Origin of the sequence: Sorangium sp. So ce1036, assembly GCF_051369805.1 — a bacterium.
GTDB lineage: Bacteria > Myxococcota_A > Polyangia > Polyangiales > Polyangiaceae > Sorangium > Sorangium cellulosum_F.
This window is the reverse complement of sequence record NZ_JBBMOX010000001.1, coordinates 8,610,480-8,637,361: the sequence shown is the minus strand read 5'-3', so window position 1 is coordinate 8,637,361 and position 26,882 is coordinate 8,610,480. Positions and strand designations below refer to the sequence as shown.

Here is a 26,882-nt window from a genome sequence, read left to right as displayed (position 1 = left end):
CGTGGTGCCTGGGCGATCGGCGGTGCGATCTCGGGAGGTCGATCCGGCGAGGACCGGGGACATGGGCGCTGTACAGGGCGCGGTCGGTGTCACGGAGGCCGCGGCGGGGCGGCGCTCCGGGCTCGCGCGGCTCGGCCGGGCCGTGGGCGGGCTGGCTTCCGCCGCGCTCGTCGCCGCGCTCGCGGGCTGCGCCAGCCCGGCGCTCGTGCCGAGCAGCCACGCCGCCGCGCCGGTCAGCGCCAGCGCGCCGGCCGACGCACGGGCAGGGGACCGGACGCCGGCGGCGGCGCCCGACGCGGTGTGGCCGGACAAGACGCGCTACCGCACCGTGGAGGTGCGAGGTCGCCGGATCTTCTACCGCGAGGCCGGGCGCCGCGATCGCCCCGTGCTGCTCCTGCTCCACGGCTTCCCGTCGTCGTCCCACGAGTACCGGGAGTTGATCCCGCTGCTGTCGGGCCGGTATCGCGTGGTGGCGCCGGACTACCCGGGATCGGGCTACAGCGATCGCCCCTCTCCGTCCGAGATCACGTACACGTTCGACTTCCTCGCGGAGCACATCACCGGCTTCACCGAGGCGCTCGGGCTCACGCGGTACGTGATCTACATGCATGATTTCGGCGGGCCGGTCGGGTTCCGTGTCGCCATGGCCCACCCCGAGCGGCTGCGCGGGCTCGTCGTGCAGAACGCCAACGCGTACGTCGAGGGTCTGTCCGAGGCGCTGCGGGAGGGCATCCGGCACGCCCACGAGGACCGGTCCCCGGCCACCGCCGCTGTCGTGGCCCAGCTCGTCAGCGCCGCGGGGGTCAAGGAAGAGCAATATCTCCGGCACGTGCCGGCGGCGCAGCGCGAGCGCGCGAGCCCCGATGCCTGGACCCACGATCTCGCCTTCCTGGCCACCCCGGAGGACCGCGCGATCCAGGTCCAGCTCCTCCAGGACTACCAGACGAACGTCAATGCCTATCCGTCATGGCAGGCGTTCCTGCGCGCCCGGAAGCCGCCGACCCTCATCGTGTGGGGGCGCAACGACGCGGATTTCATCAGCGCCGGCGCGAAGGCGTACCTCCGCGATCTGCCCGACGCGGAGCTCCACTTGCTCGACGCGGGGCACTTCGCCGTGGAGGAGCGGCCGGTCGAGATCGCCCAGCACATCACGCGCTTCATGGAGCGGCTCCCTCGCTGAGCCCGGTCGGCGTCGCGCCTTCCGCGCGCCGGCGCGGCTCGCCCGCCCGCCCGCGCGGCAGGGCGCCTCGCCTCGCCGCGGGGAAGGGGTTGCCATGATCGAGATATTCGAGGACGGTTGGTCCGAGGAAGGTTCGTTGGAGGTGCAGAATGAGTCAGGAAGCCGCCGTGTCCCGTCCACCGCTGCCGCCGTTCACCGCCGAGACCGCCGCCCAGAAGGCGCGCCTCGCCGAGGACGCCTGGAACAGCCGAGAGCCCGCGCGCGTGGCGCTGGCGTACACCGTCGATAGCCGCTGGCGCAACCGGGCGGAGTTCTTCGAGGGACGGGAGGCGATCGAGGCGTTCCTGCGCCGGAAATGGCAGCGGGAGCTCGATTACCGGTTGATCAAGGAGGTCTGGGCGTTCACGGGGGACCGGATCGCCGTGCGCTTCGTCTACGAGTGGCACGACGACAGCGGGAACTGGTACCGATCCCACGGCAATGAACAGTGGGAGTTCGACGCGCACGGGCTCATGCGGCGCCGCGAGGCGAGCATCAACGACGTGCGGATCGCGGCGGAAGAGCGGAAGTTCCGCTGGCCGCTCGGGAGGCGGCCGGACGATCACCCCGGGCTGAGCGAGCTCGGGCTGTAGCGGAGGAGCGCATGGAACCGCACGACGTGACCACGCGAGAGAGCCTCGGCTTCCATGCGCGCCCCGCGGCGATGACGTCCCGGGGAGGTCCTCAGGCGCGGTGGGCCGCGCCCGGGCGGCCCCGAGCGGCCGCACGCTCCGGGCGGCCCGGACCAGGACGTCCGCCATCTTACCACCCGCAGGTCCTGCCGCGGTTCTCCTGGTCGAGCCACTCCTTGAGCGGCGCGAAGTAGTCGAGCATCGCCGTCGCGTCCATCTGTCGGGAGCCGGTCACCACCTCGAGCGCCTCGGGCCACGGGCGGCTCCGCCCCATCTCCATCATCCTGCGGAGCTTCTCGCCGGCCCTCGCGCTGCCGTGGATCGTGCAGCGGTGGAGCGGCCCCCGGTACCCCGCTTCCTCGCAGAGCGCGCGGTGGATCTGGAACTGGAGGACGTGGGCGAGGAAGTACCGGATATAGGGGACGCTCGCCGCGACGTGGTACTTCGCGCCAGGGTCGAAGTCGGCCTCGGAGCGGGGCACCGGCGGGCGCACCCCCTGGTACCGCGCCCGGAGCTCCCACCAGGCCGCGTTGTACTCCGAAGGCGGGATCTCCCCCGAGAAGACCCCCCAGCGCCACCGGTCGACCAGGAGCCCGAACGGCAGGAAGGCCACCTTGTTGAGGGCGTCGCGCAGGAGGAGCGAGAGGTCGCTCGACGGCGGGGGCAGCTCGCTCACGAGCCCGATCCTCTGGAGATACTCCGACGTGACCGAGAGCCCGATCACGTCGCCGAGGGCCTCGTGGAACGCGGGGTTGGGGCTGTCGCGGTAGAGCAGCGGCCGCTGGTTGTACGCCCGCTGGTAGAAGTTGTGGCCGAGCTCGTGGTGGATGGTCTGGAAGTCGTCGGCCGTGATCTCGATGCACATCTTGATGCGCAGATCGTCCTCGTCATCGATGTTCCACGCGCTCGCGTGGCAGACGACGTCGCGATCGGCCGGCTTGACGAAGAGCGACCGCTCCCAGAACGTCGCGGGCAGCGGCTCGAACCCGAGCGAGACGAAGAACTGCTCGCCCGTCTTCACCATCTGGATCGGGGTGAACCCTTTCTCCTTGAGCACCGCGTCGAGGTCGTAGATCGGCGCGGCCTCCTCGGGCGCCACGAGATCGTAGAGGTTGCTCCAGTCCTGGGCCCACATGTCGCCGAGCAGATCGGCCCGGATCGGGCGCGCGTCGGGCACGACCTCCTCGCCGTACCTCGCGGCGAGCCGGCCGCGCACGTGGCAGTGGAGCGCGTCATAGAGCGGCTTGACCTGCGCCCAGAGGCGGTCGACCTCTCGCGGGAGCGCCCCCTCCGGCATCTCGTATTTCGCGCGCCAGGCGTCGCCGGTGTCCTTGAACCCGAGCTCGCGGGCGCCCTCGTTCGTCAGCGCCACGAGCCGCGTGAAATCGTCGCGCATGGGCGCAGAGACCGTGCGCCAGCCGACCCACGCGCGCTCCAGCTCCGCGGGATCTCGGCTCTTCGCCAGGATCCTGCTCAGCGCCTGGAGATCGAGGCACGCGCCGCCCGCAGGGCAGTACTTGCCCGCGCCGTACATCGCCTCGAGCTTCGACGACAGGGTCGAGAGCTCCCTCGTCCTCTTCGGATCCGCGGGGGCGTACAGGGTCAGGGACGTGCGCAGGAGATCGATCCGCCGCCCCACGTCGTATGGCAAGTCGAGGCCCGCGAAGCGCGTTGCTCGCTGCGCGTACCGGGTCATCGCCCCGAGCAGCTTCGCGCTCGCCGCGGCCGAGAGGATCTGGGTATCGAAGGTGATGTACGTCGACGCCACCCACGCGGCCCGGTTGTTGTCGGTGCTGAGCTCGTGGAGCTCCGACTCCGTCGCCTCGATGAAGCGCGCGGCCTCCTCGGCCGTCGGCGCCGGCTCGGCCGGCGGCCCTGGCGTCGCGGGCGAGGGGCGAGCGGGGGGCTCGGAGCAGGCCGCGAGCAGCGCGAGGGCAGCGCCGGGCAGGGCGACGACGATCACCGGATGGATTCGCATCATTTCCGCGGCTCCCGGATCGCGGGCATCTCCGGCGTGACATCGCGCCTCCCCCCGGATGACCTGATGTCATGGGGTGCGCCTCGGCGCCGCGATCCTCCAGGAGGCTCCTAAGGCCGCTCGCCGGCTCGAGCAACCGCCGTGGCGTCCGGCGGCCCGCCCTCGTCAGGCCGCGTCCTGCGCGCGAGGCGCGATGGGGCGCGGGCGCTCCCTGGCATCCATGGCAGGCGCGAACGCCGCGCGGAGGGCCCGAATCGCAGGAAGGGCTGCAATGCGCACGACGACGCAAGCGGTTGCGCGACGGAGCAAGCGAGAGGCGTCTCCGCTGCGCCTTCAGGGCGCGGCGGACATGGCGGGAATGCCCCGGTCAACCGCGCGGGCGGGTGACCGGATCAGGCGCCGCCGGGGCGCAAAGCCCGGATTCCGGGGCGCCCGGTCCGGCTCCTGGACTCCGCAGGATCGCGGCGGAGCGGCCGTGGGTGCGTGGCACGGCGCTTGATGACGTGCTGACAGGAGAGGACAGCATCGGGACTCGGCTGGATCCACGGCCGGTGATCCGACCGCGCGCCGCACGGCTGCGGCGACCGACGACCGGGCTGCGCCTCGGTCCGCCGGACCGGAAAGGAGGTCTACCTGATGGTTCCACTTCCGTGAGGATTCCACGTTCGTGATGGATCACCCCGGCGTCCGGGCGATCGACGCTCCCCGTCGCCCGGACGCCTGGGGACATCCGCCCGCGGCCAGCGGCCGCGCTCTCCGTGAAGACGGGTCAGGGCACGATGGCCTGGAAATCGGGCCCCTGCGGCCCCCGGGTGAGGAGCACCGTCTCGGTCGGGGTCGCGAGGACGCGGAGCGGGGCTCCGGCGATCGTCTGTGCGCCGAGCAGCTCGAGCGTGTCGCTGTGGTGCTCGACCAGGGTGCCGGTCCCGTCGGGCGCGCTCCGGATCGTGACCAGGCTGCCGTCGTCGAGCCAGGCGGCGTCGTGGATCAGCGTGGGCAGCGAGCGCACGATGGTCAGCGTGGTGGCGTCGTAGAGGTTGCCGCTCCCGAGGAGCACGTGGCTGCCGTCGGGCGAGGGGCGGATCGGCGACGCGATCGCGTGGCCGCCGTGATAAGGGCTCTCGCCCTGGCCGGTGATGGCGCCGCTCGTCGTGTCGATCGACTCCCAGTACAGATCATTGGGCGAGAGGTTGTCGCCGAAGAAGTACATGCGACCGGCCGCGGGGCTGAAGGCGTACTCCCGGGAACGGTAATTCCAGTCGATGGCCGAGACCCTCTTTCCGCTGGGGAGGAAGGTGTGGTGCGTGGCCCACGAGCCCGAGGGCGTGGCCGCCAGGACGATGGACCCGGCGGTGGCGAGGCCGTGGGGCTGTGCCGGGAGCGTCGCGAAGGGCGCCTCGGCGACGCCCGCCGCGAGGTCGATCCGGGTGAGCGCGCCGGACTGGTAAGCGACGTAGAGGCGGTGATCCTCCGCGCTGTACGCGGCGAACAGCGCGCCCGGGTCGTCGAGCAGGATCGGGTTCAGGTGGTCGTCCTCGGCGAGCGACCAGCGGAAGATCCGGTCGTGCTCCTTGCTGAAGAGATACACGACGTCATCGGCGCCGAGCATCACCTGATCCGGGACGTAGGCGGGGACGCTGCCCGCGATGTCGCAGGCGCCCGGGTCGCCCGCGAGCGCGTGCTCCGGGAGCTGGCAGGCGGAGTCGAGCGGGAAGGCGTCGAGGACGAGGCCGGTGGTGCTGTCCGCCTGCGAGCGACCCGGATTCCAGGCGTCGGGGTAGCCGTCGCCGTCGGTGTCGGCGGACGCGGCGGGGTCCATCGGGAAGACGTCATCAAAGAAGGAGACGCCGTCGCCGTCGCCGTCGTCGGTGGGCACGTACTCGGAGAAGACAGGCCGCGTCCCCGGATCGGTGACGACGACCACCGCACCCGGCGGTGACAAGACGCGGAGCGGCGCGCCCGAGAAGCGCCGGTAGTTGACGAGCTGGAAGGTCTCACCGCGCTCCTCCCACTGCTCGAGGAGCGTGTCGCCCGCGTCGGCGCGGAGGGTGATGAGCGTGCCGTCGGGCAGCCACGCGGCGTCGCTCGGGGCGATGGGGAGCGAGCTCGTGACCTCGAGGGTCGCCCCGTCGTAGAGATCGCCCGAGCCGAGCAGGACGTAGCTCCCGTCGACCGACGGGCGGATGGGCAGCGCGATGGAGAAGTCGCCGTGATAGGGGCTCTCGCCCTGGCCGGTGATGGCGCCGCTCGCGGCGTCGATCGACTCCCAGTGCAGGTCGTTGGGAGACGTGCCGTCGCGGAAGAAGTACATGCGGCCGGCCGCGGGGCTATAGACGTACTCCCGGGAGTAGCGGTTCAGATCGACCGCCGAGACCCTCTCCCCGCTGGGGAGGAAGGTGTAGTGCGTGGCCCAGGAGCCCGAGCGAGTGGCCGCCAGGACGATGGCGCCGGCGGTGGCGAGGCCGCCGGGCTGTGTCGGGAGCGTCGCGAAGGGCGCCTCGGCGGCCCCCACCGCGAGGTCGATCCGGGTGAGCGCGCCGGACCGATAGGCGACGTACAGGCGGTGATCCTCCGCGCCGTAGGCGACGTACAGCGCGTCCGGGCCGCCGAGCACGATGGGGTTCAGGTGGGTCTCTTCGGCGAGCGACCAGCGGAAGATCCGGTCGTGCGCCTTGCTGAGGAGATACACGACGTCATCGGCGCCGAGGATCACCTGATCCGGGAGATAGTCCGGAATACCGTTCGCGATATCGCAGGCGCCCGGGTCGCCCGCGAGCGCGTGCTCCGGGAGCTGGCAGGCGGAGTCGAGCGGGAAGGCGTCGAGGACGAGGCCGGTGGCGCTGTCCGCCTGCGAGCGGCCCGGATTCCAGGCGTCGGGGTACCCATCGCCGTCGGTGTCGGCCGACGCTGCCGGATCCAGCGGGAAGGCGTCGTCGAGGAAGGAGACGCCGTCGCCGTCGCCGTCGTCGGTGAGGGTGTAGTCGTTGAAGACGGGCCGCGAGCCATCGCTGGTGATCACGACCACCGCACCCGGCCGCGGCAAGACGCGGATCGGCTGCCCGGAGAAGCGCTGGACGTTGGCCGTCACAAAGACCTCGCTGCTCTGCGCCCACTGCTCGAGGAGCGTGTCGCCCGCGTCGGCGCGGAGGGTGATGAGCGTGCCGTCGGGCAGCCATGCGGCGTCGCTCGGGGCGATGGGGAGCGAGCCTGTGACCTCCAGCGAGTTCCCGTCGTAGAGATCGCCCGAGCCGAGCAGGACGTGGCGTCCGTCCACCGACGGGCGGATGGGCGGCAGGATCGAGAAGTCGCCGTGATAAGGGCTCTCGCCCTGGCCGGTGATGGCGCCGCTCGCGGTGTCGAGCGACTCCCAGTGCAGATCGTTGGGATAGATGTTGTCGCGGAAGAGGTACACGCGGCCTGTCGCGGAGCTGTAGGCGTACTCCCGGGAGTAGCGGTACATCTCGACGGCCGAGGCCCTCTCCCCGCTGGGGAGGAAGGTGTAGTGCGTGGCCCCCGAGCCCGAGGAGGTTGCCGTCAGGACGATGGGGCCGGCGGTGCCGAGGCCGCTGGGCTCTGCCGGGAGCACCGCGAAGGGCGCCTCGGCGACGCCCGCCGCGAGGTCGATCCGGGTGAGCGCGCCGGACTGGTAAGCGACGTAGAGGCGGTGATCCTCCGCGCCGTAGGCGGCGAACAGCGCGTCCGGGCCGAGCACGATGGGGTTGAGGTGGTCGTCTTCGTCGAGCGACCAGCGGAAGATCCGGTCGTGCGCCTTGCTGAAGAGATATACGACGTCGTCGTCGCCGAGCATCACCTGATCCGGGGTGTAGTCGGGGATGCCGCGGGCGATGTCGCAGGCGCCCGGATCGCCCGCGAGCCCGTGCTCCGGGAGCTGGCAGGCGGAGTCGAGCGGGAAGGCATCGAGGACCAGGCCCGTGACGCTGTCCGCCTGCGAGCGGCCCGGATTCCAGGCGTCGGGGTAGCCGTCGCGGTCGGTGTCGGCCGACGCCGCCGGGTCTGTCGGGAAGGCGTCGTCGAGGAAGGAGACGCCGTCGCCGTCGCCGTCGTCGGTGGGGGTGTACTCGTTGAAGGCGGGCCGCGAGCCCTCGCGGGTGATCACGATCACCTCATCTGCGCGCGGCAAGACGCGGATCGGTTGCCCGGCGAAGCGCTGGACGTTCGCCGTCACGAAGAGCTCGCCGCGCTGCGCCCACTGCTCGAGGAGCGTGTCGCCCGCGTCGGCGCGGAGGGTGATGAGCGTGCCGTCGGGCAGCCACGCGGCGTCGCTCGGGGCGATGGGGAGCGAGCTCGTGACCTCCAGCGAGGTCCCGTCGTAGAGATCGCCCGAGCCGAGCAGGACGTGGCGCCCGTCCACCGACGGGCGGATGGGCGGCGTGATGGAGAAGGCGCCGTGATAAGGGCTCTCGCCCTGGTCGGTGATGGCGCCGCTCGCGGTGTCGATCGACTCCCAGTGCAGGTCGTTGGGAGACGTGCCGTCGCGGAAGAAGTACATGCGGCCTGTCGCGGGGCTGTAGGCGAACTCCCGGGAGTCGCGGCTCCTCTCGACGGCCGAAGCCCGCTCCCCGCCGGGGAGGAAGGTGTAGTGCGTGACCCAGGAGCTCGCGGGAGATGTCGCCAGGACGATGGGGCCGGCGGTGGCGAGGCCGCGGGGCTGTGCCGGGAGCGTCGCGAAGGGCGCCTCGGCGACGCCCGCCGCGAGGTCGATCCGGGTGAGCGCGCCGGACTGGTAAGCGACGTAGAGGCGGTGATCCTCCGCGCCGTAGGCGGCGTACAGCGCGTCCGGGCCGCCGAGCACGATCGGGTTCAGGTGGTCGCCTTCGGCGAGCGACCAGCGGAAGATCCGGTCGTGCGCCTTGCTGAAGAGATATACGACGTCGTCGTCGCCGAGCATCACCTGATCCGGGGTGTAGTCGGGGATGCCGCGGGCGATGTCGCAGGCGCCCGGATCGCCCGCGAGCCCGTGCTCCGGGAGCTGGCAGGCGGAGTCGAGCGGGAAGGCATCGAGGACCAGGCCCGTGACGCTGTCCGCCTGCGAGCGGCCCGGGTCCCACGCGTCGGGGTAGCCGTCGCCGTCGGTGTCGACCGAGGCGGCCGGATCCAGCGGGAAGGCGTCGTCCGCGGAGGGGTCGCCGCACGGCTGCGTGACGTACACGTCATCGATGTTCCACGAGCCGACCGTGTAGGTGCCGCGCACGACCTCGAAGCCGAAGCGCACGCGCATCGCCGCGTTCTTGTAGGGCGTGAGGTCGTGGGTGATGAGCGCCCACGAGGTGTCGCTGATCCTCTGGGAACCGGCGTTCGTCCAGAGGGGCACCCAGCTCGCGCCGTCGAAGACCTCGACCGTGTTGCGCATCAACGACGGGGACTCGGAGTTGAGCCAGCGATAGAAGCTCAGGGTGACGTTGCCCGACGCGCCCGAGGTGTCGAACGGCGGGCTCTCCAGGTAGTAGAGCCCGTGCGGCCCGCGCGAGGCATTGCCGCCGAGGACGACGCCCGCGACGCCGTTGTCGTTCGAGGGGGTGTGATCCTCGGCGGGATCCGCCCCGAAGGTGCCGCCGGACGAGGCGGCCGCGGGCCCGATCTGCCACTCGGGCCCGAGCGTCCAGCCCTGCGCGTTGTCGGAGAAGTTCTCCCTGAAGAGGATCGGCGCGCAGGTGTCGCACGGGGCGCACGCGCTGCCGCCGCAATCGACGTCGGTCTCATCCCCGTTCTGGATGCCGTCGTCGCACGTGACATAGCAGAGGTCGAGCTTCGGCCGCCGCTCGGTCTGCGCCTTCTCGCTGCTGTCGAGCTCGGTCCTCTCCGCCGGATCCTCCTCGAGGAGGACGCCGTGGTTCTCGGCCTCGCCGCTCACCCACGCGCGCGCGAGCTCCGTGAGGTCGGAGGACCGGAAGCCCGAGCCCCCGCCGGCGGTGAACGACGCCGCGACCGCGGGATCGAACGCGTCCGCGGCGCTCGACCAGGTCACCGTCGGCTCCTCCCAGGCGCTCGTGACCCGGTGGACGCGGACCGTGCTGTCGGTCGTCCTGTAGATCTGGTGGAGCGACAGGCTCGCCGACACGACCGAGGCGCCCGCGGGGACGCCGGACAGATCGAACCGGAGCAGGCTCCGCCGGTTTCCACCTTCCGCGCTGCTCCCCGTGGCGAGGGTCGAGCTCGCGCCGTCGTTCCAGCTGGGCGCGTTCTGCCAGAGCACGGCGTCGGCGACGCCCGCCGGTCCGGCGCCGCGCTGGACCGTGAGGCACACCTGTCCGTCGGTCGGGAGGGCCTGCGCGACGTGACCCACGCCTTCGACCCCCTCCACGCGCGCGTCGTCGGCGTCGGCGCCGCAGCCAGCCACCAGGGCGCTCGCCACGCCGAGGCATGCGGCCTTGAAGACCTTTCTTGTCCTTCTTCTCATCCAGACGTTCTCCTTGACTGCCGTCGTCGTGGGCCGCGCCCGACCTCGCCGGCGCGCGGCCGTGGTCGGGCGGACCCGCGGCCCTGCGCGCCGGCGCGAGGCGAGGCGTGGCGTGAAGCAATGCAAAACCCCAGATCCGATCGGAATGCGGCGGTGCATTGCCATTGCGCCGGTCGACGCGGCAGGCACACCGCCGCACGGCCCTGTGCAAGCGATAGACCAAAGGGCGCCGTGCGCGGCTCAGGGCCCTTGGCGTGGCGCCCGCGCTGCCGCGGGCGGGCCGCTCGCCGAGGATCTCGGGCACCGCGCTTCTCGATCTGTGCCAGCGTGTCCGTGAGCACGAGCGGCCGGCCGCTGGCCGGCCGGTGGCCGATCACCGCCGGGTCCAGGGACGGCCAGGCAGATGGATTGATGGCCTGTCCGTCAGGACAGGGCACCCGGGCACTCACGTGCTGGTGGCCGGCGGCGGGATCGACAGCCGGCCGGCAGGAGGGCCTCCCTGCATGACCCCCGGGGGAGGCGCGTTCGACGCGGACGGGACATTCGCCCGGCCCGTCGTCACGGCGCCTCCGTGACATTGTCCCTGTGACATGTCACGGAGGCGCCGTGACATGTCCCTGTGACATGTCACGGCGCCATCGCTACATCCGGCGCCCGCGTCGCGCCGGGCCTGATCACCTCCGAGGCGGACGTCGACGCGGTGCTGCGCGCGGTCCGCGCGCTGGCCTGAGGCGCGCCGCGGACCGGCCGTCGCGCCTCGGGCGTCAGTCGGCGGCCACGAGCCGCCACGCCTGCGCCTCGCCGCCGTCGCCCGCCCGCTGCTCGATGACGGCGGCGTCCTCGGTCGAGCCCGCGCGCACCGTGACCAGCTTGCCGCTCTCCTTGTTCCGGATCTGGACGTGACCGCCGCCGAGGTCGATGAACAGCCACGCCTGGTTGTCCCCGTCGTTGTTCGTCCACTGCTTCAGGGCGATCCCGTCGTCGGTCGCGTGATCGGGGACGTCCAGCACCTTGCCGCTGCCGACGTTGGTCAGCCGGAAGTAGCCCGCCCCGTTGTAGTTGAGGCGCCACCTCTGGTTGTCTCCGCCGTTGTCCGCGTACTGGACGACCGACGCGCCGTCGTCGGTCGCGCCGTTCATGACCTCCATCACCTTGCCGCTCTTCCTGTTCACGAGCTTGAACGTGTGCGTCGCCCCGGTGATCGTGCCGGCCGCCGCGTCGATGGTCAGCGTGTTGTTCCAGCTCATGCTCATCGTCCTGTCGGAGGGGAACGAGAGCGGCTGCCAGACATAGGTCGAGCGGTTGACGGGCTCGCCCCAGGCCCCCGCCCAGCGATCTCCCATGTAGAGGTAGGCGGTCCCCGCGCTGCCCTGGACCGGGAGCACGTACGTGGACTGCGAGTGGAACGTCGTGCCGTCGCCGATGTTCGTCATCTCCGACCAGCCCCTGTCGATGGCGGTGGAGGTCGCGTACTTCGCCTGGTTGGGCGACCAGCCCGTCGCCCCGGAGGTCAGCAGGAAATAGACCCCGTTCCGCTTGAACAGCGCCGGCGCCTCCCGGTGTCCACCCTTGAAGAGCACGGCGGCGAGGCGGGCGATGGACAGGTAATCGGGGGTCAGCTCGTAGAGGTTGAGATCGTAGTTCTCGTTCGAGGCGGAGATGAAATAGGCCTTCTTGTCCGTGTCGACGAAGAGCCCGCAGTCGCGGGACATGTACCCGGGCTTGTCGTGATCGACCACGCCGGTCCCGGCGAGCGGCCGGAAGCTGCCGTGGTACGTGTAATCGCCGTCCACGGTGCTCGAGCTCGCGACGGCGGCCCGGGCCTCGCCGTAGTGCCTCCCGTTCTCCCAGTGCATCCACATCACGTACCGGCCCGTGGACTCGTTGTAGACGACCTTCGGGCGCTCGATGTTGGCCGGGTCGAGGTCGGGGTCCGAGTCCATGGTCAGGACGTGATTCCTGAACTCCCAGGTCCGCAGATCGGTCGAGCGGTAGCTCGACACGGCGTAGAAGGTCCCGTTCGGGTTCCGGTTCTCCCCGAACCAGTAGTAGTAGGGCCCCACCTTGATCATCCCACCCCCGTGCGCCTGGATGGGATTGCCCGCGGTGTCGGCCCACTGGATGCCGTTGATGATGTCCCCCGGCGTCGCGGGCTGCTCCGGAGACCCGCCCTGACCGGGCTCCGACCCGCCGCCTCCCGTCCCGGCGCCCGGGGTCCCGCCGCTCCCCGTCCCGGCGCCCGGAGCCCCGCCGCCTCCCGTCCCGGCGCCCGGGGCCGGCCCGGTGCCGGTCCCCGCGCCCGGAGCCCCGCCGCCCGCGACCCCGGCCCCCGGAGCGCCGCCCTGACCGGGCTCCGGTCCTCCGGTGGCCTCGGTCCCCGGAGCCCCGCCGTCGCCGGGCTCCGGTCCCCCGGGATCCTGGAGCGGGTCGCCGGCGCAGGACGCGAGGCCGAGCGTGAGGGCCAGCACACGAGAGACCGGGAGCAAGCGGGAACGACGCATGATTTCCTCCAGAGAGAGCATGGGCTCCACGGACCTGCAGGGGTCCAGACCGCATCGTGGCCGAAACGAGCGCCCGCTTCATTCCGCCGGTCGGTCGGGGCCGCGCCCGGCGGAGAAGCGCAGGACGGGCGATGAATGCGGAGGCCGAACGAGGGCTGTTACCGGGACGGTGTTCCCGTGAAGGTGTTCCTGTACACGCTGAACGACCCCTCCGGCCAGGGGAGGTGATCAGGCAAGCCAAACACTTCGGCGATTGTCAAGACGTTCCCGTGGTTTCAGTGCAGTTGTGATGATTCGTTGTCGTGCGAATGGTTGTGCTCGCTTGAGCGGCGGCGCTCCGGGGGCCGCGCGCGGAATGCTCGGTCGACGTCTTCCGGCTGGAGCGGATCCGTGCCAGCGTCGCCTTGACGCAACGCGACCGGCGGCGTGAGTCGTTGATGGCGAGCCATGGAGATTCGAGCATGAACGATCGATCCGACAACCTAGATGTGACGTGCCGTCCGAGCCCTTGCCGGCGGCCCGGAACCTGGTGCGTAATTCGGCGATCCACGGGCCACCGGCCCTGGGTCGCCTTGGCCTTGCTCGTGGGGCTGGGCGTGGGCCCGGCGGCCTGCGGCGGCGTCACCACGTTCGAAGGGGGGAGGGCGCTCAGCGTCGTGGGTGAGCCGCCCGCGCCGCCTCCGCCCCCGCCCGAGAAGAAGCGCGTGGAGGTGACCGAGGAGAAGATCGTCATCAACGAGAAGATCCAGTTCGACCTCGACAAGGCGACGATCCGTGCGGAGTCGCACAGCCTCCTGAACGAGGTCGTGGACACGATCAAGAAGCACGCGCACATCAAGAAGATCGCCATCGAGGGGCACGCGAGCGCCGAGGGCTCGGACGAGCACAACCTGGACCTCTCCGACCGCCGCGCGAAGGCGGTGATGCAGTACCTCGTCGAGCACGGGATCCCTGCCGGCATGCTCACCGCGAAGGGGTTCGGGAAATCGAAGCCCATCGCGGACAACGACACGGAGGAGGGGCGCGAGAAGAACCGCCGGGTCGAGTTCAACATCGTGGAGCAGGACACCGCGGCGAAGACCGCGGAGGGCGGGCAGTGATGCTGGTGCGGGGCCGATCGGATGGCGGCGCTCCCCGCAAGGAGGCGAGCATGAGGCAGTTGCTCTTGGGTCTTTTCGTGATGTCGCTGGCGAGCGCGTCCACAGGCTGCTCCTTCGCGGTGAGGAGCCCCGAGATGTACCGGGATGACACGGCGGCGCTGCTCGAGACGAGGAACGAGCAGATCAAGGCGTGCTACGACGCGGAGCTGGCGAGGAACCCCGGCGCGCAGGGCAAGGTCACCGTGGAGTTCCTCGTGCTCGAGGACAGCGGGCGCATCACTCAGGTCGTGGTCGATCCGGCGGGGACCACCGCCTCGGAGGAGGTGGCGAACTGCGTGGTGAGCTCGATCGACGGGCTCGTCCTGACCCCGCCGGACGAGAAGAAGGGGAAGGCGAAGTTCGTGTGGGAGTTCACGGTGGGGGCTCCGAAGGTGGCGAGCGCGAGCTGAAAAGCGGCCTCCTCGTCGCCGGCCGAGAGGACGGCCCGCGGTCCCGCCACGGCGACCCGGGCTCCGAGCAGCGATGACGGGGGCCCTGCGTTGCAGCTCCCGTCTTGCGTTGCGCGGTCCCGTCTTGCGTTTCGCGCTCCCGTCTTGCGTTTCGCGCTCCCGTCTCCCGTCTCCCGTCTTCCCTCTCCCGTCGTCCGTCCTCGTCTGGCCTCCTCGTGCGCGTGCGCGCTCATCCCGTGCTCGTCCTCGTACGCGATCTCGTTGGGCACCCGCGCGACCACGAGTTCACGGACGGAGACAGAAGCGGATGATGAGAGACGTGGAGGGGATGAGCGCGCACGCGCACGCGCACGAGGAGGTAAGACGGGAGACGGGAGACGGGAGACGGGAGACGGGGGACGGGAGACGGGGGACGGGGGACGGAAGAGGGAAGACGGAAGAGGGGAGGCGGAGGGGAGGCGGAAGCCTCGCCGCCACCATCATGGGGATCCCGCCATTCGCCGGGAGGGAACCGTCGTCTCCCGCCTCACCTCCCGACGATCCAGTAGTGGAACGCGTGAAATCCCTTTCCCCTCCTCAGCGCGACCTCGACGGGAAAACTCCCCTTCAGCCGCTCCGCAGGGAGGGGTAACGCGCGCTCCACCCACGGCCCCGCCGGAACATCGATCGTCCCGACCTCCTCGCCCGCCACCGAGACCGCGAGCTCGGCCTCCTCCTCGGCGGCCACCCGGAGCACGAGGCGAGCCTCCTCGGCCGGGTCGGCGTGCGCGACGAAGCGATCGACCCGGCGATGATGGCGCCCGCCATCGGCGATCACCGGCCGCGTGAGATCGAGCTCGCCCGGCGCGCTGCTCTCCGGCGCGGGCCCCCACACCGCGTGATTGCTCTGGTCCGCGAGCGGCCCCGGCCGGTACGCGTGCGCCGACTCGGAGTCGAGATCCGAGACGTCCAGCGCGTCGAGGACCCGCTCGCCAGGCACGGCCCGCACGGGCAGCGCCCCCGTGCCGAGGAGATCCCAGCGCGCCTCGTACGCCACCATCGTGGTGCCGCCGAGGATCGCCTGGTCCACGACCGTCGCCTCGACGAGCGCGCTGCCCAGCACCGGCGCGCACGCCATCCAGTGCGGGTAGACGATGAAATGCGTCGGCCTCCGCTCGGCTGGCAGCTCCTCGTAATGCTCGAACCGGGAGCCCGGCCCCGCCACCCAGTAGCGCGCCTCGCCCTCGGTCGTCAGCCCGACGACGTCGAACGTCCTCCGCCCGCTGAAGTACGCGAGCGCGCCCGTGTCGTTCACGCCGATCCTGGCGTCCCGAGGCAGGTGCTCCGCCGCCCAGCGACCCAGCCAGACCTGCTGCCGATCGATGGCCCGGGCCGACCTGGCGAGGTCGTCGATGGCCCAGGAGAGCCGCCCGGCCAGCGCGCCCGCGAACGCGCCGGCGATGAGCGGCGTCACGTGATGCAGCGAGCGCCGGAGCCGCCGGGCGATGTCGCCGAGCTCGCGCGCGAGGCACGCGGCCATGACGATCCAGGCCGGCGCGAACGGCCAGACGTACCGCACGCGGTTCCAGAGGAAGCTCAGGTACGTGCAAGGGAGCAGCGTGCCGAGCGCGAGGGCGGCCACGACCGCGGCATGCACGGGGCGGCCCCTCCGGCGCGCCGCCACGACGAGCGCGACCGCGCCGAGCGCGAGGACGACCCCCGAGCCCTCGGGGAGGAACACCGCGGTCCACTGACCGCCGTCGAGGACGTCGGTCACGAGCAGCCGGACGTTGTCGAGGAGCGCCGCCCGGAGCGTCGCGCCGTCGTAGTTGGGGTTGCCGATCAGCCATTTCACGGCGGTCGTCGACGAGGTCGGGTGCCCCGCGAGCCGCTGATTCAGGGCCGGGACCACGAGCGGGCCGAGGAGCGGCACCAGCGCGAGCAGGCGCCCGGCGTGGGCGCGCGCGGCGGCGAGGCCGCGGGAGAGCCCGGCGTGGGCGCGCGCGGCGGCGAGGCCGCGGGAGGGCCCGGCGCCGGGAGCCGGACGTCGCGCGGAGGCCGCGAGCGCGAGCGCGGCGATCAGCGACGCGAGCGCGCCTTCCGGGCGGAGCAGGGGCGCCGCGAAGCCGCAGAGCGCGAGCCCGCGGGCCGTGGAGGCGGCGTCGGGCCGCGCGGCGGCAGGCGCGCCGCCGTCCGGCGCGGCCGCCGGCTCGTCCGCGGCGGGATCCTCGGGCGCCGGCTCGCAGAGGGCGGCCGCCAGGCGCGCCGTGCGGGTGAGGATCCAGGCGAACGCGACCGTCTCCATCCCGCTCCAGGCGAACCACGCGAACGCGGCGAACGCGGCGCACATGGCGCCGGCCCCGGCCGCCGCCGCACGCCCGGCGAGCGGGCGCGCGAGGCGCGCCGTCTCGACGGCGAGGGCCGCGTGAAAGACGACGCCGAGCCCCCAGACGGCATGGACGAGCGAGAGATCGCGCAGGCCGAGCGCGTGGAACGGGGCGAGCAGCACCGGCCAGAGCAGGCTGGTGGCCCCGGTCGAGTACCCCTCGCCGGCGACGAAGCTGAAGAAGCCGCCCTCCGCGAGCCGCCGCGCGTACTGCAGGTGAATGAAGGCATCGTCGAGCGGCAGCGCCGGACGCCCGGCCTCGGCGAGGACGGCCCGGATGCACAGCGCGCCGATCACGCCGCTCGCGACCAGCGCGGGCGCGTAGGGGAGGGCCCGGGCGCCGAGCGCGTGTAGCCAGGCGGGAAACTTCCAGGCATGGAGCGGGCCGGCGGGCGCGGGCGGCGCGCTCGGCAGAGCTGATGCGCCGCGCTCTGACGCCGGCGTCTCCGCGGCGCCGCGCTGCGGCGCCGGCGTGCCTGCTGCGCCGCGCTCTGACGCCGGCGTCTCTGCGGCGCCGCGCTGCGGCGCCGGATGCGCTGCGCCGTGATCGCCTTCCGCCATGGGCCCCGACGAATAGCATCACCCCGCCCGGGAGCCGCGATTTCCCGCGCGTGCGCCGCCGGCTTTTGGTAGAGCGCCCGGGCTCCATGGTCTTCCAGCCGCGCCCGAACCACCCCTACGCCAACGCACCCCGCTTCCCCGACGGCGACGACGTCTTCATCGACGATCTGCTCCCGGGCGCCGGCCCGGTGGAGATCGAGATCGGCCCCGGCCGCGGCGGCTTCCTCTTCGAGCGCGCGGCGGCGAGCCCCGAGGCGCGGCTGCTCGGCCTGGAGATCCGCCTGAAGTGGGCGGCGATCGTCGACGAGCGCCTGCGCCAGCGCGGCCTCGGCGGCCGGGTGCGGGCCCTCAACGCCGACGCGCGCGAGGCGCTCGCGCGGCTCCGGCCCGAGGCGTCGATCGCGCGGTTCTTCCTGCACTTCCCCGACCCGTGGTGGAAGAAGCGCCACGCGAAGCGCCTCGTGATGGGCCCCGCGCTGCTCGACAGCCTCGCGCGGCTGCTCGTGGACGGCGGCGAGATCTTCGTGCAGACCGACGTCGAGGAGCGCGCCGCGCTCTACGCCGAGCAGCTCGGCGCGCACCCGGCGCTCGAGCCCGCCGGCGACGCGCCCGGCTCGCCGCACCTCCTCGAGAACCCCTACGGCGCCAGGAGCCCCCGCGAGCACCACGCGATCGCCGACGGCCTGCCCGTGAGCCGGCTGCGCTACCGGCGGCGACCCCGCGCGGCCGGCGGCGGCGCGCCGCCGCACGGCTAGCGCCCCGGGGCGGCGTTCCCCCGGCGCGCGCGCCGGTTCGGCGCTGCCAGCCGCTGCGCAGGCGCGCCCCGAGGCGGCGTTCCCCCGGCGCGCGCGCCGGTTCAGCGTTGCCAGCCGCTGCGCAGGCGCGCCCCGAGCAGCTCGAGCTGCTCCACCGCGGGCCGCGCCAGGCGCGCGCGCCCGTCCGCGTCCCTGGGCCGCGGGGCGCTCCGGGCGGGCGCCCTCCGCTTGCGGCCGTCCAGCGCGCGCGGGAGGAGCTCCTCGCGGAGCGCCACGAGCTCGCGCGCCGGCAGGGTGCTCGTGTCGGTCACGAGCCGCGCTCCGTCACGGTAGCCGGTCCACACCGTGTAGCCGTCCCGCGTGACCTGGATCCCGAACCTCGGGCCATAGTCCGTGATCTCGTAGCTGCGGCCGAAGGCCAGAAAGCTCCACTTCTCCATCGCGACCGTCTCGCGATTGTCCGCCGCGGCGCTCCGACCGGCCAAGAAAGCGAGGCCCCCGAGGCGCTCGCCACGGCGTCGCCGCCGTGGCGGCAGGGATGCCAATGCTCCCTCCGCGCCACGATCCGCCGGATCGGCGCGCCGCGCGGCGCCTCAGGGGCTGCGCCTCTGACCTTCCTGGAGCTCGACGTTGGATCCTCTTGCTCGCCATCATCACCGTATACGGAGCTCCGACCCAGGCGTCTGACGTCTCTTTGCGGGCGCCGCCAGATCCGGAAAGGTGAGGAGCCCGCGGCGGATGTAGATGATCCGTGGAGCGCGACGGGAGGTCGCGGGGCGCGATGGTGGGGCCGACAACCCGGTTCAGCGCGCGGCGACAACCCGGTTCAGCGCGCGGCGTCCGCCGGGAGCGCGGGCAGCCACATGCGGACGGTCGTCCCCTTGCCGGGCTCGCTCTCGACACGGATGCTGCCGCTGCTCTCGTTGATGAACCGCTGCGTCAGCGCGAGCCCGAGGCCGGTGCCCTGCCCGGGCGGCTTGGTGGTGAAGAACGGCTCGAAGATGCGGTTCAGGTCCTCGGCGCGGATGCCGCAGCCGGCGTCGCGCACGTCGATCTCCACGCCCTTCACCTCCCCGCGGGGGAGCGGGCGGGCTTCGACCAGGATCGACCGGCCCGGGGGGCTGGCGTCGAGCGCGTTGCCGATCACGTTGAGCAAGGCGGAGTCGAGCTGCGTGGGGTTCGCGAGCACGGTGGGCAGCGCCGCGGCGGCGCCGTGCGCCTCGATATGGACCCTGCGCTCGCGCGCCCGCGGCCACGAGAGATCGAGCGCGCGGCGGAGCGCGGCGCGGACGTCGCACGGCTCCCGGCCGATCGGCTTGCCGCGCGCGTACTCGAGCAGCGCGCGCACGAGCTCCGAGCAGCGGAGCGCCTGGCGCTCGATGGTGGCGAGGGCTTTCAGGATCGCGGCCTCGTCGGGCAGGCCGTGCCCCTTTTGTTGCCGCCTGAGGAGGTGCTGGGCGTTCATCAGGATGGCGGAGACCGGGTTGTTCATCTCGTGCGACAGCCCCGCGACGAGCGTCCCTATCGCCGCCATCTTGCCCGCCTGGACGAGCTCCTCCTGCGTCTCCGCGAGCTGCTTCAGGGTCGCCTCGAGCTCGCGGCGCTTCGCGGCCAGCTCCAGGTAGACGCGGTGCAGGCGCGCGGCCGCCCGGACCCGCGCCCTGAGCTCCAGCGGATCGAACGGCTTGCTCAGGTAATCGTCGGCGCCGACGTCGAGGCCCCCCACCGCCTCGGCGCGGCCCGCCCTGGCCGTGAGCAAGAGGACCGGGACGTCCCGGAGCTCCGGATCCTGCTTGAGCCGCCTGACCAGCTCGAAGCCATCCATCTCCGGCATCATCACGTCCGACACGATGACATCGGGCCGCGCCGCCCGGATCGACTCGAGCGCTTCCAGGCCGTTCGCCGCCAGCGCGACGTCGTGCTCGGCCGACAGGAGGTTGTCGAGGTAGGATTGCATGTCGGGGTTGTCCTCCACCACGAGCACGCGCGCCGCGGCGTCGCCCGCCCCCCGGCCGGCGCGGCCCGCGCGCGGGACGTGCGGCGCGGGCCGCGCGAGATCGGCCGCCCGGGCGGCCGAGCCCGGCGCGCTCGGCGGCTCCGGCGAGCGCTCCGGCCGCGGGGAGGCCAGGCGGTCCGCGGCGCGCGGGAGCCGCACGACGAAGCGGGCGCCGGCGCCCGGCTCGCTCTCCACGCCGACGGTGCCTCCCATGAGCTCCGCGAGCTCCTTGGCCAGGGACAGCCCGATCCCGGTCCCCTCGTGCTTGCGGGTCGCGGACGCGTCGATCTGCTGGAACCTCTGGAACAGGAGGTGCCGCTTGTCCGCCGGGATGCCCGGGCCGGTGTCCTCGACCGCGAGCTCGAACGCGCCGTCGCGCGCCCGCAGGGCGACCGTGACCCGCCCCCCCTGCGGGGTGAACTTCAGCGCGTTGCTCAGGAGGTTGAGCGCGATCTTCTCGAACTTGCGCCGGTCGAGGGGGACCGCCTGCAGCGCGCGATCCACCTCGGCCGAGAGCCGGATCCCGCCGCGCTCCGCCGCCGGCCTGGCCTCCTCCACCATGTCGGAGACGAGCTCCCCCACGTCGACGGCCTCCCAGTCGACTTGCATCTTGCCGGCCTCGATCTTCTGGTAATCGAGGACATCGTCGACCAGCCGGCGGAGCCGCCGCCCGCTGCGCTGGATGCGCTCGAGGTCCGCCCGCACCCGCGGCGAGAGCGGCTCATCCGGGTTCGACAGGAGCGACTGGAGGGGCCCTGTGATCAGCGAGAGCGGCGTCCTCAGCTCGTGGCTCATCACGGTGAGGAACTCGCCCTTGGCGCGCGCGGCGGCGTCCGCGGCCTCCTTGGCCCTCTGGAGGTCGAGCTCCATCTGCTTGCGCTCGGTGATGTCGGCGTAGATCCCGAGGAGCCCGGTCACGTCGCCGCGCTCGTCGCGGATGGGCACCTTGCTGGTGAGCAGCACCCGGCGCTGGCCGTCCGGGCGGAGCAGCGGCTCCTCGATGTCGAGGATCGGCGCGCCGCGGTCCATGACCTCCCGGTCGACGCGCACGAAGCCCTCCACCTCCTCGCGCCTGCCCCAGACGTCGAAATCGGTCCTGCCGACGAGGTTCTCCAGGATCCGGGTGTTCGTGTCATTGAGGAAGTTCTGGTTTCCCCCGAGGAACCTGCCCTGCCTGTCTTTCCAGAAGATCGCGTGAGGGACATTGGCGATCACGTACTTGAGCACGGCCTGCTGCTGGTTGAGGGCGTCCAGCGCCTGCTTGCTCGCGGTGATGTCGGTGGCGATGCCGATGACGCCGGTGATCTTGCCGCCCGGCTCGCGGAGCGGCGCGCAGCGCGCCTCCAGCCAGGTCCCGTGCAGCTCGCCCACGGCGGTCACGGTCTCTCCGCCGAGCGCGCGGCGGACGCTGCCCGTGAGCCACGGGTGGGCGCGATAGATCTCGAAGACCGACTCGCCCACGTTCTCGTGCCGCCTGAGGCCCAGCGCCTCGAGCCCGCGCCCCTCGGACAGGGTGATGACCCCCCGCTCGTCCATGGAGAAGACCAGGATCGGCGCGTGGGTGAGCACGGCGTGGAGCCGCGCCTGGAGGTCGGCCGGCATCGCCGCTCGGAGGGCCCGGGCCCGCTTGACACGCGTCCGGTGGACCGGCGCGAGCTTCGCGAGCTTGCTGGTACCGACGGAGCGGCGGTGAGGACGTCGCATATCGTACCTCGCGAGCATAGGACGAGCGCGCCATGCATCAAAGCGTTCACGGCGGTCGTGCTCCGCCGCCGGTCGCACGATGGTGTGGACAGCACGCGGACAGGCAGGACGCAGCGGAGCGGGTCGCCTCGGCCATGAACCGTGGCAGACGGGCGCGACCGAGGCTGTCCTGGACAGTGATCGTTGCTGGACTGAGGTGCGGAAGAGGCCGCTCCGCGCCTGTCGGGGCTCACGGCCATTGCGTGGCGAGGGGGAAGGAGGGTATGAGCCGGCCTCCGGGGCGACGAGGTGGCGTGTTGCGCGCCATCCCCGCGGCCCGTTGCGCTCGCCGACGCGCGGTGCGAACGTCCCGCCATGCGGGTGCTGATCGCCGGGGGTGGGATCGGGGGGCTGACCACGGCGCTGAGCCTGCACGCGGCGGGCATCGAGGCGCAGGTCGTCGAGGCCGCGCGCGAGATCCTGCCGCTCGGGGTCGGCATCAACCTCCTCCCGCACGCCGTGCGAGAGCTGACCGAGCTCGGCCTCGCGGACGAGCTCGCGGCGACAGGGGTCCCGACGGCCGAGCTCGTGTACCACGACCGGTTCGGCAACCGGATCTGGGGCGAGCCGCGGGGCATCGCGGCCGGCTACCGCTGGCCTCAGGTCTCGATCCACCGCGGCGAGCTCCAGGCGCTGTTGCTCGCGGCGGTGCGGCGGCGCCTGGGCGCCTCCAGCGTGCGCACCGGGCTCGCGGTGGAGCGCCACGAGCAGACCGGCGGCCTGGTGCGGGTCGCGCTGCGGGACCGCGCGAGCGGCGCGATCGAGGAGGTCGTCGCGGACGTCCTCGTCGGCGCCGACGGCATCCATTCGACGGTCCGCGCGGCGCTCCACCCCGGGGAGGGGCCGCCGCGGTGGAATGGCATCCAGATGTGGCGCGGCGTGACCGAGGCCGCGCCTTTCCTCACGGGGCGCAGCATGATCATGGCGGGGAGCAACCTGACAGCCAAGTTCGTCGCCTATCCGATCTCCCGCGACGCGGAGCTCCGCGGCCGGGCGGCGATCAACTGGGTGGCGGAGGTGCGCGTGGGGGAGGGGGCGAGCGTCGCGCCCGAGAGCTGGACCCGGCGGGGGCGGGCGGAGGACGTGCTGCCGCACTTCGCCGCGTGGCGGTTCCCGTGGCTCGATGTCCCCGCGCTCATCGCCGGCGCGCCGGCGATCTATGAATATCCCATGGTCGATCGCGACCCCTTGCCGTCGTGGGGCGCCGGCCGGGTGACGCTGCTCGGCGACGCCGCCCACCCGATGTTCCCCATCGGCTCCAACGGCGCCTCGCAGGCGATCCTCGACGCGCGCGCGCTGGCCTTCGAGCTCGCCACCGCGCTCACCCCGGAGGAGGCGCTGGCCGGCTACGAGGCCGAGCGCCGGCCCGCGACGAGCGAGCTCGTCCTCGCGAACCGGGCGATGGGGCCCGAGCGGGTCATGGCGCTCGTGGAGCAGCGCGCGCCGCACGGGTTCGCGCGCATCGAGGACGTGCTGAGCCGCGAGGAGCTCGAGGAGATCGCGCGCGGTTACAAGCGGACGGCAGGTTTCCTGATCGCGGAGCTCAACGGCCGTCGATCATGGGGTGTCCGGTAGGTTCCGGTTCATCGCACCTCGGCTCTCCACGAGGCGGAGAGTCGTTCCACCGGCGCGATAGCGTCACGCTGGGGGTGTGCGAGGATGCCCGGGGCGGCGCCAGATGGCATTCTGGGACGGCCGCGCCGCCGCGCCGCCGCGCCGCCGCGCCGCCGCGCCCGAGGAGTGGAACATTGAGGGAGCTCGAGGATCTGTCTGGTCTGTCGATGTTCGTGCGCATCGTCGAGGAAGGGTCGCTCAGCGCGGCCGGCAGGGCGCTCGGCGTGCCCAAGGCGACGATCAGCCGTCACCTCGCGCTGCTGGAGAAGCGGCTCGGCGCGCCGCTGTTGATCCGCTCCACGCGCGCGCTCAGCCTGACGGATACGGGCCGGCGCTTCTTCGACAGGGTCCAGCCCATCGTCCGAGACGCGCAGCGAGCGACTGCCGAGGTCAAGAGTCACAGCGCGGCTCCCTCCGGGCTCTTGCGCATCACCGCGTCCGTCGCCTATGGCCAGGCGGCGATCGCGCCTCGCCTGCTGACGTTCATGAGGCGTTATCCGGCGGTCCGCATCGACCTGCACCTCCATGATGGGCGCGTCAACCTGGTCAGCGACGGCTACGACCTGGCCGTCCGCATGGGCGTGCTCGAGGACAGCGAGCTGGTCAGCCACAAGCTGGCCGACATCCACATGGTCATCGTCGCCTCGCCGAGCTGGCTGGAGCAGCACGACATGCCCCGGAGACCCGGCGACCTCGCCGGGCACACCGCCGTGCTCACGCGGCCCGACATGATCCACTGGCAGGTCGGCGGGGAGACCGTCCGCGTTCCCTGGCGCATGAGCACCGGCAACATGATCCTCACGCGGGACGCCGCGAGGGCCGGGCTGGGGATCGCCCTCGTGCCCGAGTTCCTCGCGTCGCGGGACCTGGAGAGAGGGACGCTGGTCCGCCTGCTCCCCGACCTGGAGCTGCCGGTCATCCAGGCGACCGCCCTGTATCCGCGGGCCGCCAGGCGCTCGGCGGCGCTGCGCGCCTTGCTGGACGACCTCCTGTCCAGCCGACCCATCGAGGTCGACGCCGCCCCGTGGTGACCCTGACGACGGCCGCCCCGTCGCCCCGGGCCGCCGTGGTCGCCGGGGGGAGCGAGATCGCCCGCGCCGGAGCGAGCCGGCCCGGGGATCACCTCTTTCGGTACGCGCCGGGCGTCATCCCCGTACGACGCTTGAACGCCGTCGTGAGGTGCGCCTGACTGGCGAAGCCGCACGCCTGAGCGATCTCGGCGATGGACAGCCGCTCGTCCCGGAGCATGGTCATCGCCCTGTCGATGCGGCGCGAGAGCACGTACTGATAGGGGGTCTGGCGAAAGGCATGCTTGAACAAGCGCGAGAAATGGTCCGGCGAGTAGCCCACCAGCGCCGCCAGGTCGACGAGCCCGAAGTTCGAGGAGAGCTCGCGGTCGACGAATTTCTCGATCTGAGCGCGCTGGCTGCTCGAGAGGCGCGCGTTGCGCAGCGCGATCTCCGCCCTGGACCCCGCCCCGTACCGAGCCGAGATGTAGGAAGCCAGCGCCAGGGAGAGCGACTGCACGTAGACGGCGCCGAGGTACTCCTGCCCCACGGCCTGCGCCTGCAGGCGATGAACCAGGTCGACCACGTGGGCGTCGACCAGACCGAACCGCGGGCCCCGATCGGGAGCCAGGACGGTGAACGGAGACGAGCACAGCGCTGACATGGATGCTTCGGGGAAGTTCACCGACGTGCACACGGACGGCCGCCCCCGCCACGCGACGCTGTGGAGCCTGGTCTTCCGCGGCAAGAGGTCCATCATGCCCGAGAGCCGCTCGAAGGAATGCTCCCGGACCTCTCCCGAGGTCGGCTCCGCGAAGCGGATGTCGACCTGCGAGGGGCCTCCCACCCAGACCAGGATCGCGTCCGACTCCGCCTGGAGCCCCTCGAACTGGCCGCTTTCGGGCACGTGCCCGATCCGGAGCGGTAGCCCCACCCAGTCCGAGCCGGTGAGCGCCGCTCCGTACTTTGCCGAGAACTCCGCGATCATGCTCGGGGTCGCCCTGGAGCATCGTCGACGTCGAGGAACACAGGGGTCAAGCCCATCGTGCACGGGGTATTGGAGCACGCGCGGCTGCGCGCTTGCGCCGAGCGGCTCGGATCCCGCGCGTCGGGATCCTGAAAACCTTCGCCGAGAATCTGAACGACATCACCGCGGGCGCCGCATACCCTTCCGCCACCTCCTCACAGAGGCAGCGTGGGCAGTGTGGCATGGGGCCGAGCGCACGCAGAACCTCTATTCAGGGGATAATTTTCCACTCTTGTTGGTCGCTTACGACCGGGAGCTCTGCTTACATGTCGCACTCGACCTCTTCGCTCCTCTTCCGCCGTGGTGCATCCGGCGCCTTCGCCCGCGGGATCTCCCTCGCGAGCCTTCTCTTGGTCGGTTCCCTGGCCTGCTCCAGCTCCTCGGATGGGTCGTCCGATGGCTCGGGCGGGGCCGGAGGGGCCTCTTCCGGCGGCGCCCCCACGAGCGGGGCTGCGGCCTCGGGAGGCGCCTCGGCCACGAGCGGGACCTCGGGAGGCGCCTCGACCACGAGCGGCGCGGGCGGCGCGACGGGGACCGGGGGCTCGGGCGGGCAGGCGCCCACGGGAGCCACCGCGGGGAGCGGCGGGACGGGCGGCGGCGGGCAGGGCGCCGGGGGGAGCGCCTCCTCCGGGGGCGAGCCTTCCGGCGGCTCGGGCGGAGGTGGGGGCTCGCCCGATGCAGGGTTCCAGCCTTGCCCCGAGACGGGCCCCTGCAAGATCCTCCCCCTCGGGGACTCGATCACCTTCGGTCTCGGCTTCGACGGCGGGTACCGGGTCGAGCTCTTCCGCCTGGCCCTGAAAGATGGCCACGAGATCACCTTCACGGGCACGCAGCAGAAGAACGGCCCCGAGACGGTCGATGGCACGCCGTTCCCCCGCAACCACGAGGGGATCAGCGGACAGACCATCCAGCAGATCGCCGGTCGTGTGCCGACCCCGGCGCTCAGCGAGATGCCGCACATCGTGCTGCTCCACGCGGGCACCAACGACATGTGGCAAAGCGCCAACGGCGCCGACGCCCGCCTGGGCGCCCTCCTGGACAAGCTGATCGCCGAGGCGCCCGACGCGCTGATCGTCGTGAGCAACATCATTCCTTTCCCGCAGGCCTCAGGCTCGGTCAATGCGTACAACGCCACCATCCCCGGCCTGGTCGAGGAGCGGGCCAGCGCGGGCGCGCACATCGTCTTCGTCGATCAGTTCACGGATTTCCCCACGTCCGAGCTCGGCGACGGGGTCCACCCCAATCAGGCGGGTTACGCCCGGATGGGGCGCGTCTGGTATGACGCGATCTCCGACTACCTGAGGTGAGTCGGCCCGGGGTCGAGGGCGAGCGTCCCTCGGGTCGGGTCGGCGATTGAGCCGGGGAGAAGCGACGGCTCGCGCCGGCTCGACGCCGCGAGGTCGTCTCCGACGACGGCGCGCTACGGCGAAGAACCCCCCCTCACGGCTCCGGTCGACGAGCACCAGGCCGCCCACGCTGCGCGACAGCTCCCGCGCCGATGCCCGAGGCCGCGCCGG

Annotated in this window: 15 protein-coding genes; 8 read left to right on the top strand and 7 right to left on the bottom strand. The window is 72.2% G+C overall.

Annotated features, from left to right (window positions below):
* The first annotated feature begins 61 nt into the window (after positions 1-61).
* Complete coding sequence (locus WMF31_RS32410) at positions 62-1,180, top strand: alpha/beta fold hydrolase (protein ID WP_436605647.1); 1,119 nt, start codon at positions 62-64, stop codon at positions 1,178-1,180.
* A 149-nt stretch (positions 1,181-1,329) separates the two neighbouring features.
* Complete coding sequence (locus tag WMF31_RS32405; RefSeq protein ID WP_436605646.1) at positions 1,330-1,812, top strand: DUF1348 family protein; 483 nt, start codon at positions 1,330-1,332, stop codon at positions 1,810-1,812.
* 169 nt (positions 1,813-1,981) lie between these two features.
* On the opposite strand, the gene WMF31_RS32400 is transcribed toward WMF31_RS32405, so the two are convergent.
* From WMF31_RS32400 to WMF31_RS32390, 3 genes are all read right to left on the bottom strand, one after another.
* A complete protein-coding gene (locus WMF31_RS32400; RefSeq protein WP_436605645.1) occupies positions 1,982-3,832 on the bottom strand; it encodes a M2 family metallopeptidase in 1,851 nt (616 codons plus the stop codon).
* Positions 3,833-4,598: 766 nt separating this feature from the next.
* Complete coding sequence (locus WMF31_RS32395) at positions 4,599-10,247, bottom strand: DNRLRE domain-containing protein (RefSeq protein ID WP_436605644.1); 5,649 nt, start codon at positions 10,245-10,247, stop codon at positions 4,599-4,601.
* Positions 10,248-11,011: 764 nt separating this feature from the next.
* Positions 11,012-12,748: an RICIN domain-containing protein gene (locus tag WMF31_RS32390; RefSeq protein ID WP_436605643.1), complete on the bottom strand. Its 1,737-nt coding sequence runs from the start codon at positions 12,746-12,748 to the stop codon at positions 11,012-11,014.
* 572 nt (positions 12,749-13,320) lie between these two features.
* On the opposite strand from WMF31_RS32390, the gene WMF31_RS32385 reads away from it, so the two are divergent.
* Positions 13,321-13,848: an OmpA family protein gene (locus WMF31_RS32385; protein WP_436605642.1), complete on the top strand. Its 528-nt coding sequence runs from the start codon at positions 13,321-13,323 to the stop codon at positions 13,846-13,848.
* A 50-nt stretch (positions 13,849-13,898) separates the two neighbouring features.
* Positions 13,899-14,297 carry an AgmX/PglI C-terminal domain-containing protein gene (locus WMF31_RS32380; protein ID WP_436605641.1) on the top strand — a complete coding sequence of 133 codons (399 nt, stop codon included), beginning with the start codon at positions 13,899-13,901 and terminating at the stop codon, positions 14,295-14,297.
* Positions 14,298-14,823: 526 nt separating this feature from the next.
* Here WMF31_RS32380 and WMF31_RS32375 read toward each other — a convergent pair.
* Entirely contained in the window at positions 14,824-17,223 is a 2,400-nt protein-coding gene (locus WMF31_RS32375; RefSeq protein ID WP_436605640.1) for a hypothetical protein, read from the bottom strand.
* Between the two features lie 86 nt (positions 17,224-17,309).
* On the opposite strand from WMF31_RS32375, the gene trmB reads away from it, so the two are divergent.
* Positions 17,310-17,978, top strand: coding sequence for a tRNA (guanine(46)-N(7))-methyltransferase TrmB (trmB, locus tag WMF31_RS32370; RefSeq protein ID WP_436605639.1), 669 nt, complete (start codon positions 17,310-17,312; stop codon positions 17,976-17,978).
* Positions 17,979-18,079: 101 nt separating this feature from the next.
* Here trmB and WMF31_RS32365 read toward each other — a convergent pair whose 3' ends face one another.
* Together WMF31_RS32365 and WMF31_RS32360 are read right to left on the bottom strand one after the other, a co-directional pair.
* Entirely contained in the window at positions 18,080-18,418 is a 339-nt protein-coding gene (locus tag WMF31_RS32365) for a hypothetical protein (RefSeq protein ID WP_436605638.1), read from the bottom strand.
* Between the two features lie 386 nt (positions 18,419-18,804).
* The gene (locus WMF31_RS32360; RefSeq protein ID WP_436605637.1) at positions 18,805-21,678 is read right to left on the bottom strand and encodes an ATP-binding protein; all 2,874 of its coding nucleotides are present in this window, start codon (positions 21,676-21,678) and stop codon (positions 18,805-18,807) included.
* A 354-nt stretch (positions 21,679-22,032) separates the two neighbouring features.
* On the opposite strand from WMF31_RS32360, the gene WMF31_RS32355 reads away from it, so the two are divergent.
* On the top strand, positions 22,033-23,292 hold the full coding sequence (locus WMF31_RS32355; RefSeq protein WP_436605636.1) for a flavin-dependent oxidoreductase: 1,260 nt from the start codon (positions 22,033-22,035) through the stop codon (positions 23,290-23,292).
* Between the two features lie 173 nt (positions 23,293-23,465).
* A complete protein-coding gene (locus tag WMF31_RS32350; RefSeq protein ID WP_436605635.1) occupies positions 23,466-24,362 on the top strand; it encodes a LysR family transcriptional regulator in 897 nt (298 codons plus the stop codon).
* 88 nt (positions 24,363-24,450) lie between these two features.
* Here the strand turns inward: WMF31_RS32350 and WMF31_RS32345 are convergent, their stop codons facing one another.
* Positions 24,451-25,326, bottom strand: coding sequence for a helix-turn-helix domain-containing protein (locus WMF31_RS32345; protein WP_436605634.1), 876 nt, complete (start codon positions 25,324-25,326; stop codon positions 24,451-24,453).
* Between the two features lie 389 nt (positions 25,327-25,715).
* On the opposite strand from WMF31_RS32345, the gene WMF31_RS32340 reads away from it, so the two are divergent.
* A complete protein-coding gene (locus tag WMF31_RS32340; protein WP_436605633.1) occupies positions 25,716-26,672 on the top strand; it encodes an SGNH/GDSL hydrolase family protein in 957 nt (318 codons plus the stop codon).
* Positions 26,673-26,882: the final 210 nt, after the last annotated feature.